Here is a 12,490-nt window from a genome sequence, read left to right as displayed (position 1 = left end):
CGGGCTCGTGGCGCACGCGAATGGCGGCGGAGCGCAACGTGGCCGCCCGAGGATGGCGCCTCGCCATCTCACCCGCGGACGCCGACGTGCTCGTCGTGTGCGGCGAACCCGGGCCGGGGCTCGCGGAGGCGATCGAGGGCATCTGGCACCAGATGCCGGGACCTCGGGTGCGCGTTTACGCGCACCCGGGCGACGAGGTGGGTGCTCGACTGGACGAAGCACACACCGGCCTGCTCGACACCGACCACCACCGCCGTGACGCGCAGGAGCGACCCACCGCCTCCGAACTCGTCGCCGAGCAGGCCGGATCTCGAGCCGAGAGTCATGGTGGCCATGGAGACACGGACCACGGTTCAGCCGGTGGCCACGAGGGCATGGACCACGAGGGCCACGAGGGCATGGACCACGGCAGCCACGAGGGCATGGACCACGGCGCCCACGAAGGCATGGACCACGGCGACATGGAGATGTCACCGGGAGGGATTCCGCTCGCGGAGGGCGGTGAGGACCGAGATGGCCTCGAGATGGACGTCTTGCAGGTGCGTCTCGGGCCTGTGCTGCCGCACTGGCCGGCCGGTCTGGTGTTGCGCTGCTCGCTGCAGGGCGATGTGATTGTCGAGGCAAAGGCCGAGCTCGTCGACGGGCGTGCCCGCCAGGATGACGAAGTTGTCGGGCCGGCCCGCGGCATCGACAACATCGCCTCGCTGCTGGCGTTGGCGGGGTGGGACGACGCTGCGGCAGAGGCCCGAAGGATCCGCGACACCGCCCTCGAGCCCGGGGACGGAGCGGCGGGGTCGGAACTCGAGCGTCTGCGCCGGAGGGTCCGTCGTTCGTGGACGTTGCGCTGGTCGTTGTCAGGCCTCAGGCGGCTGAGCGACGAGGACGCCCACGCCCGGGGGTTGCCGGCCGACGCGGTCGGTGACACCTATGAGCGGCTGATGGGCATGCTGGACCGGGCGGTCGCCGGTGTTGCCGCGACCGCCGCCGGTGACATCGGCACTCGGACGAACGACGCCGGCCGGACACTCTCGACCGACCACCTGGCGCATCTGGTCATGGGTCTGGATCTCGCCACGGCACGTCTGGTCCTCGCCAGCCTCGACATCCACGAGCTGCTCGCCGGACAGGCGGAGCACGAGGTGTCGCATGGCTGACCCGATGCCGATGACGGACTCGCCGATCACCACCGTGGCGCCCGGCTGGGCGATTGCCGCGTTGGGGATTCTGGGTGCGCTGGCCGTAACCGCTGCCATGCTGGACGGTGCCCTCGCCGCGCGTGCGGGGGGCGGGCCGGGCGGGAAGATGGGCGGGCCGGTCCGGCCGTTCGGTGAAGCGGCCCGGCTGATGCGGCAGCGACGTCGTACCACCGTCGAAGCCGACCGCCTGCTGTGGCGCATCGGGGGTGCCGGGCTGCTGGTAGTGGCGGCGCTGATGGTGACGGTCGTGCCGTTGGGGGAGTGGACAATCTTCGACCTCGACGTGGGCGTCATGTGGTTCAACGCCATGGACGTGATGGTCTGGGCGCTGGTGTGGCTAACCGGGTGGGGTGCGAACTCGGCACACTCGCTGGTCGGCGGCTACCGGTTCCTGGCGCACGGACTGGGCTACGAGCTCCCGTTGATGTTCGCCCTGGTCGCTCCGGCGATCGCCGCGGAGAGCCTGAACGTGGGCGCGGTCGCGGCGGCCCAGGAGGGCCTCTGGTTCGCTGTCTGGATGCCGGTGGCGTTCCTGGTCTACCTGCTCGGGGTCGCGGCCTTCTCTGTGTGGGGGCCTTTCGCCCCGGCGATCGGCACGGACGTCTCCGGCGGCGCACGGGTGGAGCTGTCGGGCGTGGACCGGCTGGTGTTCGAGGCGGGGCGATACGCGCTGCTGGCCGCCGGCGCGGCGTTCGCGGTCCCGATGTTCCTCGGCGGCGGCGCCGGTCCGCTGCTGCCGGGATGGGCCTGGGTGCTGGTGAAGACCGTTGCCCTGCTCGCGGTCCTGGTCTGGCTGCGGCGGCGGCTGCCGGCCTTCCGGCCGGACAAGTTCATGGAGGTGGGCTGGATGCTGCTGCTCCCGGCCGTGCTGCTGCAGGACCTGGTCGTCGCCGTCATTGCCGTCTGGAGGTCGTGAACGTGATCAGTGACATCGCCTTCTGGGGGGTCGGGCTCGTCGCGGTGGTGGGCGGCGCCGCGGTCTTCTACGTCGACTCGATGGCTCGAGCGACGTACGCCCTCGCCCTGTCCTTCGTCGCGGTTGGGCTGCAGGTGCTCTTCCTGCAGCAGAACTACGTCGGCGTGGTGACGATCCTGATGATGGTCATGGAGATGGCGATCATGGCCGTCTACATGGTCATGTTTATGGGGATGAACCCCGCGCTGATGCCGATGAGCATGGTGCACAGCAACAAGACCGCTATCGCCGTCGCCGTGACCACGTTCCTGGCGCTCGCGACGGGCATCCTGATGGTCGACTGGCCCACCCGCAGGGGCAGTCCACCGCCGGACGTCACCATGGCGCTGGGGGAATCGTTGATGGGCCCGAAGATGCTGGTGATGGCCGTGATCAGCCCGGTGATGGTGGCCACCATCGTGGCCGGCGTCGTCCTCGCGGCGCACCGCACCCGCTACGACCGGTTCGGCGATGACCTGAAGCAGCGCCCCGCAGACGACCCCCAGCCCGGAGGTGTCGGCAGATGACCTTGGAGGCGACCCTGCTCATCGCCGCGGCGATCTTCAGCGTCGGGCTGTACGGCGCGATCTCCCAGCAGGTGGTGGTGATGGTGATGATGGGCCTGGAGCTCATGATCAACGCTGTCATCCTCGCCGCTGCCGGCGTCTGGTGGTTCCTCGCTCCCGCCCCGACCGGGCAGGTCCTCCTTATGGTGATCATCGCCGCGATGACCGTGGAGATGGCGATGGGCTTCGCGGTCGCCACGCTGCTGCATCGTGAGCGTGGTGCCGACATGACCGACATGGCCACGGACCTGTCGGGGTGACCATGTCCATGTCTGAGACCGCACTCTGGCTGCTCGTTCTGCTGCCCGCCGTGGTGGGCGGAGGGCTCGCCCTCTCCCGCCTCGAGGCGGGCGGCGGCCGCCGCCGTGTCGCTGGCAACGGCCTTCACCACAGCCGCACTGTCGGTGGTCGTCGCCCTCGAACGACCTCGCGTGTCGGTGCCGTTCATGGCCGGCAGCGACCTCGCCCTCGGGGTGGACGCGCTGTCGGCCTTGGTCGCACCGACCGTGGCGGTCGTGAGCCTGCTCGTGCTCGTGTTCTCGGCCGGCGAGATCCGGGAGTCACAGGCCCGGTTCCACGGACTCATGCTGCTCTTCGCCTCCGCCGCTCTCCTGACGGCTACTGCCGAGACGCTGCCCGCGCTGCTGTTCGCCTGGGAGGTGATGGGCGCGACGTCGTTCGCACTGATCGGGTTCTGGTGGCGCGACGACCACCGGGTCTCCGCCGGCATCACGGCGTTCGTGACCACGCGCACGGCGGACGTCGGCCTGTACGTCGCGGCCGGAGCAGCGCTCGCCGGTGGAGCCGGTCTGGCACTGGCTGACCTGCCCGCAAGCAGTGAGGGGTGGCGGCACGTCGTCGCGGCGGGTGTCCTGGTCGCAGCTCTCGGCAAGGCGGCGCAGCTGCCGTTCTCGTTCTGGCTGTCGCGGGCGATGGAGGGTCCGAGCCCGGCCAGCGCGCTGCTGCACTCCGCCGCCATGGTCGCCATGGGCGGCTACCTGCTGCTGCGCACCGAGCCGCTGATGGCCTCGACGGGCTGGGCCGCGCCGGCTGCTGCCTGGGTGGGCGCGCTCACCGCGCTGCTGCTCGGCGCGGTCGCCGTGGCGCAGCAGGACCTCAAACAGCTCCTCGCAGCCTCCACTTCCGCCAGCTGGGGTTCGTGGTCATGGGCGCCGGGCTGGCCTCGGTGAGCGGGGGAGCGGCACACCTCGTCGCCCACGCCTCGACCAAGGCGCTGCTCTTCCTCGCCGCCGGGGCCTGGCTCACCGCGCTCGGCACCAAGCAGCTCGTCGGCCTGCGGGGCGTGGCTCGGCGGTGGCGGCTGGTCGGCTGGGCCGCCACTGCCGGTGCGCTGTCCCTCGCGGGGTCGCCCCGCTGGCGTTGTGGGCGACCAAGGACGCGGTCCTCGCCGCGGCGCTGGCGGACTCACCGTGGCTCTACGCCGTCGGTCTCGCCGCGGCCGCGCTCTCGGCGGCCTACGCCGGCAAGATCCTGGTGATCCTGTGGCGACCGCTTCGCGAGCGGGAGCACGCCGAGGTCGAGTCGCATCTCGACGAGGAGGAGCGGGGCACCCGCCACGTCGGCATGCTGGAGCAGGCGCCGCTGGTCACACTCGCGCTCGGCGCAGTGGTCCTCGGAGTACTTGCGCTGCCGCCGTTCGGCGACACGGTCGCGCGCGCTCTCGGCGAGGAGCCGCTCCACCCGACATGGGCGGAGATGGCCGCGTCGGTCGTGATCGCACTGGGGGTGCTCGCGCTCGTGTGGTGGCGTCCCGTGCCGGAACCGGGCTGGGCCCTGGCCTGGCTGGGTCTCGAGCGCGCAACACAGGCCCTCGTCGTACGCCCGACCCTCGCGCTGGGAGAGGCCCTGGCGCGCTCCGACGACCGCGTCCTGGACCGGGGCGTGGCCGGGTCCGCCGCGGCCGCGCTCGGTCTGGCGCGTCGGGCAGCGACCTTCGACGACCGGGTGCTGGACGGTGCGGTCGAGACAACGTCCCGGGCGTCGCTGTGGACCGCGGCTCGCGCGGCACGGGACGACGACCGGTGGTTCGATGGGGCGGTCGAGGGGCTCGCTGCGCAGCTGCGCCGCCTCGGCCGGCTCGCACGTCGTCCGCAGACCGGCCAGCCGCACCAGTACTACATCCAGGCCGTCGCGGTGCTCGCGATCGGCGTCCTGCTCCTTGTCACGGTGAGGTGAACGTGCTCAGTCTGATCGTCTTCCTGCCCCTGTCTGCCGCTCTGGCCCTGCTCGCACTTCCGCGGCTCGGCGACGCGGCCGCACGGTGGACCTGGGTCGCGGTCGCAGCGGCCGACCTCGCCCTCGTGGTCGCGGCGTGGCTGCGCTACGAGACGCCGGCGGCGGGCGGACTGGCGTTTGAGGAGCAGGCCGAGTGGATCCCCGGCGTGAACAGCAGCTACCACCTCGGCGTCGATGGGTTGTCCCTGCCGCTGATCGCGATGACTGCGGTGATCTTCCTCGCCTGCGCGATCTTCGCGCTGCGCGAGACCGACCGCCCGCGACTCCAGGCGGCGCTGTTCCTCTTCCTGCAGAGCGTCAGCATGGGCCTGTTCGTCGCCGCCGACCTGATCCTCTTCTTCGTCTTCTTCGACCTCTCGATCGTCGGCATGTACTTCGTGATCGCCGGCTGGGGCCACGGCAACGCCGCCCGGTCGGCGATGAAGTTCTTCCTCTACACGTTTCTGGGCTCCCTGGCCCTGCTCGTCGGGTTCATCGGCCTCTACATCGCCGCCGACCCGCACACCTTCGACATGGTCGAGCTGGCCGAGCAGACCCCGCTCGCCGGGTCGTCGCTGGCCGGTGGGCTGGTGCTGGCCGCGATCCTGATCGGCCTGGCGGTGAAGACCCCGACCGCGCCGTTCCACACCTGGCTGCCGCCTGCCCACACGGACGCGCCGGCGATCGGCTCAGCGGTCCTGGCGGGCGTGCTGCTGAAGATGGGCACCTACGGGTTCGTGCGGATCGCGATGCCTATGCTGCCCGAGGCGTGGCGGGACTGGGCGTGGGTGATCATCGTCGTCGGCATCGTTTCTGTCGTGTACGGCGCCTTGGTGGCCCTGGCCCAGACGAACTTCAAGCGGATGGTCGCCTACACGTCGGTGAACCACATGGGCTACATCGTCCTCGCCGTCGGCGCCGCAGGGGTCGTCGCCGACGACACCGCGCAGGCCCGGTCCGTCGCGGTCACCGGTGCCGTCACGCAGATGGTCAGCCACGGGCTGATCACGGGTGCGCTGTTCCTCCTCGCCGGGGTTCTCCAGGACCGGGCAGCGACCTATGACATGGACTCCTACGGCGGCCTGGCCGGACCCGCGCCCCGGTTCGCCGCGTTCTTCGCCGTCGGCGCTTTCGCCTCCCTGGGCCTTCCCGGGCTGTCCGGCTTCATCGCGGAGTTCCAGATCTTCACCGGCAGCATCGCCGCCGCCCCCGTCACGGCCATCGCGCTCGTGGGCATCCTCCTCACCGCGGCGCTGTTCCTCCGCTCGCTGCAGCGGATCTTCACCGGCGAGACCCGCGGCCGCTCGGTCGGCTTCACCGACCTGCGCGCCGCCGAGGTCTGGTCGGTCGGCCCGCTGCTTGTGCTCTCCCTGCTCATCGGGGTGTTCCCCCGGCCACTGCTCGCCGTCATCGAGCCCGCGGCCGAGGTCGCCGTCGAGCTCGTCGGAAGGTAGCCCGTGGGCTCCGACATGGCCATGCGGCCGCTGCTGCTCCTGCCGGAGATCGTGCTGTTCCTCGGCGGGCTCACGGTCCTGGTCAGCGGGTCCTTCCTCCCGAGGACCCGCCAGTGGGTCACCCGCGTCATCGCCGCGGCCGCGCTGGTCGCCGCCGCCATCCTGGCCGCGGTCGCCCTCCCCGGCCCGGCCCAGCCGGCGATGGAGGGCACCTTCACGGTCGATACCGCCACCGGAGTGGCGCGGATCGTCGCCGCCCTCGGGACGCTGATCGTCCTGGCGCTGGCCTCGGACGAGATCGCCGGCTCGCCGCGGGAGAGCGAGACCTACGCACTGCTGCTGTTCGCAACGACCGGCACGCTCGTCCTCGCCGGCGCCGACGACCTGCTCGTGGTCACCGTCGGGTTCCTGCTCGCGAGCATGCCGCTCTACGGCCTGATCGGCATCGCGCGCACGCCCCGCGGAGCCGAGGCTGCGATGAAGACCTACCTGCTGGGTGCCCTGTTCGGCATCCTGTTGCTTGTCGGCGTCACGCTGCTGTACGGCGTCTCCGCGACCACGTCGTACGCCGAGCTCACCGACCGACTCGCCGAGGCGCCGCAGGGCGTGGTTGCCGCGGGCGTCGTGGCAGTGCTGGGTGGGTTGATGTTCAAGGCCGGCGGTGTCCCGGGGCACTACTGGGTCCCTGATGCTGCCGAGGGTGCGGGCGGGGCGGTTGCGGCCTTCCTCACCACAGTGCCCAAGATCGGCGCGGTGGTCGCCGCCTACCGGCTCATCGCCATGCTCCCCGACACCCTCGCCTGGCCGCTGCTGGTCGCCGTCCTCGCGGTCGCCAGCATGACGCTCGGCAACCTCGCCGCCTACTGGCAGACGGATCCCCGGCGCCTGCTCGGCTGGTCCACGGTGAGCCAGGTCGGCTACCTGCTCGTCCCGGTCGCGGTCGCCGGACGCAGCGACCTTGCCCTGCCCTCCCTGCTGCTCTACCTCGCCGGCTACACCGTCACCAACCTCTCGGCTTTCGCGGTGACGACCGCCTTCCCTGACCGTCGCGACCTCGACTCCTACCGCGGCATGGGCCGAGCCCGGCCGTGGCTGGGCGCATCCCTCGTGGTGGCGCTGCTCGGCCTCGTCGGCACCCCACCGACGGTCGTCTTCGCCGGGAAGCTCACCACCACCATGGCCGCCTGGGACGGAGGGCTTGCCTGGCTGGCCGTGCTGGTGTTCGTCAACACCGTGATCAGCCTCTTCTACTACCTCCGGTGGATCGCGCCGGTCTACGGCCGAGTGGAACCCCCCGCGCGGACCCTGCCAGGGGCGTTCATCTCTGCTGGGTGGTCGGCGACGACGGCGGTCGTGACCGCCGGTCTCAGCCTCGCGCTCGGCATTGCAGCCGGCGCCCTCTGGAGTGTCTTCTCGGCCTGAGCTGCATCCCAGGTGGGGATCCACCCACCCACGTATCGGGAGGGTCAATCCCCGGACCCCGGCCGTCGGGTTGTGGTCTCGCCCGTGAGGCGCCGGTAGAGCAATCTGCCGGCCGAGGAGGTCACGCCATGGGCCACGGTGCTCACGACCACGATCATGATTCCGGCGGCCATCACGGTTTCAGGGAGGCCGAGCTCCTCCGCCTCGAGCGTCAGGTAGAACACGGCCGAGACACCGACCGGCCCGAACCACCCCAGGTACAGCGCATCCGGCCAGCCGAGGTGCAACGGTCGTTTGAGCAGAAGCAGCACGGGGAGTCGACGAAGCAGGAGCACGGCGAGCGCGAGCACGATCGCCGCCCACCCGAGCTCGCCCCACTCGGTCCAGGGAATGGTGGCACCCAGCAGCACGAACATCGGCAGGACGGCGAACCGATTGACCGCCTCGTCGATCTCGACCTCCGCCGTACGCTCGCTGCCGGTGCTGGTCAGGTTGAAGGCCAGCCCCGCGACGAACGCGGCGAGGACACCATCGAGATGAAGCACCCCGGACAGCCCCAGCACGAGCAGGGCGAGCAAGACGGTGAAGAGCAGCATCGGGCCGTGGGCTGTCGCCCCGTGCGCCTCCCCGGCGCGCAGTGCGCGCCCGCCGAGCCAGCCGGCGACCACACCGAGAGCGACCGCGCCCAGCACCTGCCAGAGAGCGTCCCCAGCTGCCTGGCCAGCGGTCATGGGTCCAGCGAACGCGACCGCGGCCAGCACGAACAGCAGGGCCAGCCCGTCATTGGCGCCTGACTCCAGCGAGAGGATCTGCCGGTCACGAGCCGGTAGGTCCTCCTCTGCGGGCTTTCCGGTGACCACGCTCGAGGCGAGGACCGGGTCGGTAGGGCAGATCGCTGTCCCGAGCAGCAGCGCAGCGCCAAGCGTGACCCCGAGGATCCCGGCGGTCAGGCCTGTGGAGATCAACGCCATGGCCGGCATAGCCACCAACAGCAGGATCGAGACCGGCCGGAGCTGTGCACGGACCGAACCGAACGGATAGCGCAGCGCGACCCCCATCACCGAGATCACCAGCAGGACCCGTGTCGCGTCGTGAACGCTCGCATGCTCGGTCGTGATCGGTGGAAGAGGCAAGGCGCGGAGCACCTCTGGGCCGACGAGCACGCCGACCACCAGCGCAAGTAGCGGCTCGGACACGGGCAGACGCCTGATCCGTGCAGACAGCGCAGCCACCAGCACGCCGAGCGCGCCGGTCGCGATGAGCAGCATGTCGAGGGTCATGGCAGCGCCCTGCCCCGCGCCTTCGTCGTCATGCGTGGGGCTCGAATCCGTAGTCGGCGCCGTAGGACGCGAGCACCTCCGGTGTCGCGGACCCGGTCTTGAGGTAGGCACGGTCCAGCAGCAGGGCGAGGCTCTCGACGGCCGCTGTGAGCATGTCGGCTGCGAGTTGCACCTCGCGCGAGGACGACGTCCTTCCGGCCTCCGCCAACTCCAGGGCGTGGGGGAGGGTCGCAGCGAGCGACAGCTCTTCCTCTTCCTCGATGAAGTAGTAGGACTCGGCGTACTGCAGGAGGTCCGTCTCGGCCTGGATCGTGCCGTCGGTCACGGCGTCCAGCATGCGGCTGGCGACGCATGGTTCCCCACCGGCCACCACGGCAGTCGCATGACTCGACTGCAGAAGGCTCAACCGCTTCGCAACAGACCTCCGCCTGCCCAGGGCGGGGTAGACCTGCAGGATCCAGGAGATGGCGGCGGTCAGGAGGACGAACCCGAGAAGCGCCTCGAACGGTGCCAGCAGGCGCAGGACGGGGTCGGCGGGGTGACGTCACCGAAGCCGAGCGTGGCCACGTTGACCAACGACAGGTACAGGGCGGTCAGGGCATCGGAAGACTGCTCGGGTCTGAGTGCAGACCCGAAGTAGAAGCCGTCCGACATGTGGGGCAGGTAGACCAGAGTCCAGCCGATCACCACCAGACCGGTCCACAACGCCACGGTTCCGAGGATTCCGATCGGCCCGGCGAGCTGCCGGGTGTGGCTGGGCAACACGTGCTTGGTTGCCCACCACACGAACTGGAACACCCAACGAGCGATCCGGCCGAATCCGCCCGGGTGCCACAGAGTGTGGAAGATGTCCCACAGCGCCACCAAGACAACGAGTAGGCCTGCCGCACTGATCATCCATCCCATCCGGGCGACTGTAGTGTCAACGCCGCTTCCTCGGACCCGACGTCAACGCCCTCGGTGTTTGCCCACTGCCATCGGGGTTGCTCACTCCACCGACGCCTTCACGGATGCGATCCTCCAGCGTGTCCGGGTCCGCACCGGGGTCGAGGCCGACGAGTACGTAGGGCGTCCGCGCCGTGGTCGTTTACTGGTCGTAAACACCAGCAATACCCGGCCGAAGTGAGCTACATCGAGCGACATCACGCACGTTCCTCCGGCATCGTTCTTGCAGGTCAGCACGCCTTTCCGCAACGAAGCGCATGACTCGGCTGAGTGCCTGCTCAACGTCAAGGGGTCGCAGGTTCAAATCCTGTCAGCCCGACAACGGAAGGGTCTCTCACCACCGGTGAGGGGCCCTTCGTCGTCGATGGCGCGTCGGTGCCGGACCCCTACTCCTGGTCGTCGACCGGCTCGCCGGAGACGCTCCGGACGCCCGCCCGGCGCCGCGTCTCCCAGCCCTTCCGGGCGGCACGGCTGCGGGCGCGCTGCTGTCGCTCCGCCTCGGCGCGGGCCTGCTCGGCCACGCGGCGGGCGCGTCGCACGACCGCGTCGGCCTTCCTCTTCTCGGCGGCCAGCGCCGCCTCGGACCGGACCGGCCAGACGTAGGCCAGGTCGTCGGGGACGTCCGGGAACAGCGTCCGGTAGTGGTCGGGGTCCTTGCGGACGAGCGCGGACCGGTGGCTGCGGTGAAGTGCCTCGTCGCCGAGCCAGCCGGGCAGCGCACCGGCCGCCGCGAGCTCGGGCTGGGTCCGGACGGAGTCGATGCCGTACGCCCGCAGGTCCGCGAGGATCGTCGACGCGCACGTGTCGGCGAAGCCCAGGTCGGTCCACACGTCGCAGCAGGTCAGTCCGTACCGACCCAGCGCCTCCTCGAACCCCTTCCACATGAGCACGGCCGGGTGGTTCCGCCAGCCGTAGTCGGGGCGGGTCAGGGCGCGGACGACCTGGAGGGTCTCGACCCGCTGCTTGCCGAGGCGCTTGCTGTCCAGGACGCGGGCCGAGCGCTCGAAGTCGGCGTAGGGGAGGAACGTCTGCACGGCCGGGACGTGCCCAGGGGACCGGGCGGCCAACCGTCCCGGTGCCGGCGCCGGTTCGATCGCCCGGCCGCGGGGTACGACCACGGCCTACGACAGGAGGCACTCGTGAAGGCACTCACGTGGCACGGCAAACGCGACGTCCGGGTCGAGGACGTCCCGGACCCCTCGATCCAGGAACCGACCGACGCGATCATCAAGGTCACGTCGACCGCGATCTGTGGCTCCGACCTGCACCTGTACGAGGTGCTCGGACCCTTCCTCAGCCCGGGCGACGTCCTGGGCCACGAACCGATGGGCATCGTGGAGGAGGTCGGCCCGACGTCACCCACATCAAGCCCGGCGACCGCGTCGTGGTGCCGTTCAACATCTCCTGCGGCAGCTGCTGGATGTGCAGCCGCGGCCTGTTCGCCCAGTGCGAGACGACGCAGAACCGCCAGACCGGCAAGGGCGCCTCGCTGTTCGGCTACACCGAGCTCTACGGCTCCGTGCCGGGCGGCCAGGCCGAGTACCTGCGGGTGCCCCAGGCGCACTTCGGGCCGATCAAGGTGCCCGACGAGCACCCCGACGAGCGGTTCCTGTTCCTGTCCGACATCCTGCCGACGGCCTGGCAGGCGGTGCAGTTCGCCGAGCTCCCACCGGGCGGGACGGTCGCCGTGCTGGGTCTCGGCCCGGTGGGCCAGTTCTGCACGCGGATCGCCCGCCACCTCGGCGCGTCCCGGGTGATCGGCGTCGACTCCGTGCCGGAGCGCCTGGCGATGGCCCGGCGGCACGGGGTCGAGACGGTCGACGACACCCAGGGCGACGTGGTCGAGCAGCTGCTGGAGATGACCGGCGGCCGTGGCCCGGACGGCGTGGTCGACGCCGTCGGCATGGAGGCGCACGACTCGCCCTTCGGCCAGGCCGCCCACGCCGTGGTGGGCGCGCTGCCCGACGTCATCGCCAAGCCGATGGCCGACAAGATGGCCGTCGACCGGCTGGGTGCGCTGCGCACGGCGGTCAAGGCGGTCCGCCGCGGCGGGACGGTCTCGCTCAGCGGCGTCTACGGCGGCGAGGTCGACCCGATGCCGATGATGGAGATGTTCGACCGGGGCATCACCATGCGGATGGGGCAGTGCCACGTCAAGCGGTGGATCGACGACATCCTGCCGCTCGTCATGGACGATGCCGACCCGCTCGGGACGCTCGACATGACCACGCACCACCTGCCGCTGGACCAGGCGCCGCACGGCTACGAGATCTTCCAGAAGAAGGAGGACTCGTGCATCAAGGTGGTGCTGAACCCGTGACGGACCAGGGTCCCGGCCGCGTCGTCGTGATCACCGGCGCGTCGTCGGGCATCGGCCGCGCCACGGCCCACCTGCTGGCCGCGCGGGGGGACCGGCTCGTGCTGGCGGCGCGCTCGG

At 70.7% G+C, this 12,490-nt stretch carries 12 protein-coding genes and 2 pseudogenes; 10 read left to right on the top strand and 4 right to left on the bottom strand.

Going from position 1 to position 12,490, the window contains the following annotated elements; all coding sequences use genetic code 11:
- Positions 1 to 20: 20 nt before the first annotated feature.
- From AC2W7G_RS00070 to AC2W7G_RS00035, 8 genes and pseudogenes are all read left to right on the top strand, one after another.
- The gene (locus tag AC2W7G_RS00070) at positions 21 to 1,154 is read left to right on the top strand and encodes a hypothetical protein (RefSeq protein ID WP_485866614.1); all 1,134 of its coding nucleotides are present in this window, start codon (positions 21 to 23) and stop codon (positions 1,152 to 1,154) included.
- The gene (locus AC2W7G_RS00065; protein WP_218917680.1) at positions 1,147 to 2,112 is read left to right on the top strand and encodes an NADH-quinone oxidoreductase subunit H; all 966 of its coding nucleotides are present in this window, start codon (positions 1,147 to 1,149) and stop codon (positions 2,110 to 2,112) included. The genes AC2W7G_RS00070 and AC2W7G_RS00065 overlap by 8 nt, the downstream gene beginning before the upstream one ends.
- Complete coding sequence (locus AC2W7G_RS00060) at positions 2,109 to 2,678, top strand: NADH-quinone oxidoreductase subunit J (RefSeq protein WP_485866613.1); 570 nt, start codon at positions 2,109 to 2,111, stop codon at positions 2,676 to 2,678. The genes AC2W7G_RS00065 and AC2W7G_RS00060 overlap by 4 nt, the downstream gene beginning before the upstream one ends.
- Positions 2,675 to 2,977: an NADH-quinone oxidoreductase subunit NuoK gene (locus AC2W7G_RS00055; RefSeq protein ID WP_068111754.1), complete on the top strand. Its 303-nt coding sequence runs from the start codon at positions 2,675 to 2,677 to the stop codon at positions 2,975 to 2,977. The genes AC2W7G_RS00060 and AC2W7G_RS00055 overlap by 4 nt, the downstream gene beginning before the upstream one ends.
- Before the next feature lie 186 nt (positions 2,978 to 3,163).
- Positions 3,164 to 4,215 (top strand): annotated as a pseudogene (locus tag AC2W7G_RS00050) (proton-conducting transporter transmembrane domain-containing protein).
- Positions 4,098 to 4,913 (top strand): hypothetical protein, encoded by an 816-nt coding sequence (locus AC2W7G_RS00045; protein ID WP_485866689.1) that lies wholly within the window; start codon positions 4,098 to 4,100, stop codon positions 4,911 to 4,913. Before AC2W7G_RS00050 ends, AC2W7G_RS00045 begins: the two are co-directional and overlap by 118 nt.
- Positions 4,910 to 6,406 (top strand): complex I subunit 4 family protein, encoded by a 1,497-nt coding sequence (locus AC2W7G_RS00040; protein WP_485866612.1) that lies wholly within the window; start codon positions 4,910 to 4,912, stop codon positions 6,404 to 6,406. Before AC2W7G_RS00045 ends, AC2W7G_RS00040 begins: the two co-directional genes overlap by 4 nt.
- Before the next feature lie 3 nt (positions 6,407 to 6,409).
- Positions 6,410 to 7,828, top strand: coding sequence for an NADH-quinone oxidoreductase subunit N (locus tag AC2W7G_RS00035; protein ID WP_485866611.1), 1,419 nt, complete (start codon positions 6,410 to 6,412; stop codon positions 7,826 to 7,828).
- Positions 7,829 to 7,872: 44 nt separating this feature from the next.
- Here AC2W7G_RS00035 and AC2W7G_RS00030 read toward each other — a convergent pair whose 3' ends face one another.
- From AC2W7G_RS00030 to AC2W7G_RS00015, 4 genes are all read right to left on the bottom strand, one after another.
- Positions 7,873 to 9,108: a cation:proton antiporter domain-containing protein gene (locus AC2W7G_RS00030; RefSeq protein WP_068111760.1), complete on the bottom strand. Its 1,236-nt coding sequence runs from the start codon at positions 9,106 to 9,108 to the stop codon at positions 7,873 to 7,875.
- Between the two features lie 28 nt (positions 9,109 to 9,136).
- On the bottom strand, positions 9,137 to 9,445 hold the full coding sequence (locus AC2W7G_RS00025; protein WP_485866610.1) for a hypothetical protein: 309 nt from the start codon (positions 9,443 to 9,445) through the stop codon (positions 9,137 to 9,139).
- Positions 9,446 to 9,582: 137 nt separating this feature from the next.
- Positions 9,583 to 10,014, bottom strand: coding sequence for an ion channel (locus AC2W7G_RS00020; protein WP_485866609.1), 432 nt, complete (start codon positions 10,012 to 10,014; stop codon positions 9,583 to 9,585).
- 425 nt (positions 10,015 to 10,439) lie between these two features.
- On the bottom strand, positions 10,440 to 11,087 hold the full coding sequence (locus tag AC2W7G_RS00015) for an MSMEG_6728 family protein (protein WP_485866608.1): 648 nt from the start codon (positions 11,085 to 11,087) through the stop codon (positions 10,440 to 10,442).
- A 9-nt stretch (positions 11,088 to 11,096) separates the two neighbouring features.
- Here AC2W7G_RS00015 and AC2W7G_RS00010 point away from each other — a divergent pair.
- Positions 11,097 to 11,569: pseudogene (locus AC2W7G_RS00010) on the top strand (alcohol dehydrogenase catalytic domain-containing protein); the annotation flags it as partial.
- Between the two features lie 3 nt (positions 11,570 to 11,572).
- The gene (locus AC2W7G_RS00005; RefSeq protein ID WP_485866685.1) at positions 11,573 to 12,373 is read left to right on the top strand and encodes a zinc-binding dehydrogenase; all 801 of its coding nucleotides are present in this window, start codon (positions 11,573 to 11,575) and stop codon (positions 12,371 to 12,373) included.
- The last annotated feature ends 117 nt before the right edge of the window (positions 12,374 to 12,490 follow it).

This window comes from Aeromicrobium sp. PFPM2_SD2, assembly GCF_057364525.1.
This window is presented reverse-complemented; position numbering and strand designations above follow the sequence as displayed.

Coding starts and splice junctions, on each gene's coding strand:
- AC2W7G_RS00070 (WP_485866614.1), top strand. CDS start 21: ATGGCGGCGGAGCGCAACGTGGCCGCCCGAGGATGGCGCCTCGCCATC.
- AC2W7G_RS00065 (WP_218917680.1), top strand. CDS start 1,147: ATGGCTGACCCGATGCCGATGACGGACTCGCCGATCACCACCGTGGCG.
- AC2W7G_RS00055 (WP_068111754.1), top strand. CDS start 2,675: ATGACCTTGGAGGCGACCCTGCTCATCGCCGCGGCGATCTTCAGCGTC.
- AC2W7G_RS00030 (WP_068111760.1), bottom strand. CDS start 9,108: ATGACCCTCGACATGCTGCTCATCGCGACCGGCGCGCTCGGCGTGCTG.
- AC2W7G_RS00025 (WP_485866610.1), bottom strand. CDS start 9,445: ATGCTGGACGCCGTGACCGACGGCACGATCCAGGCCGAGACGGACCTC.
- AC2W7G_RS00020 (WP_485866609.1), bottom strand. CDS start 10,014: ATGGGATGGATGATCAGTGCGGCAGGCCTACTCGTTGTCTTGGTGGCG.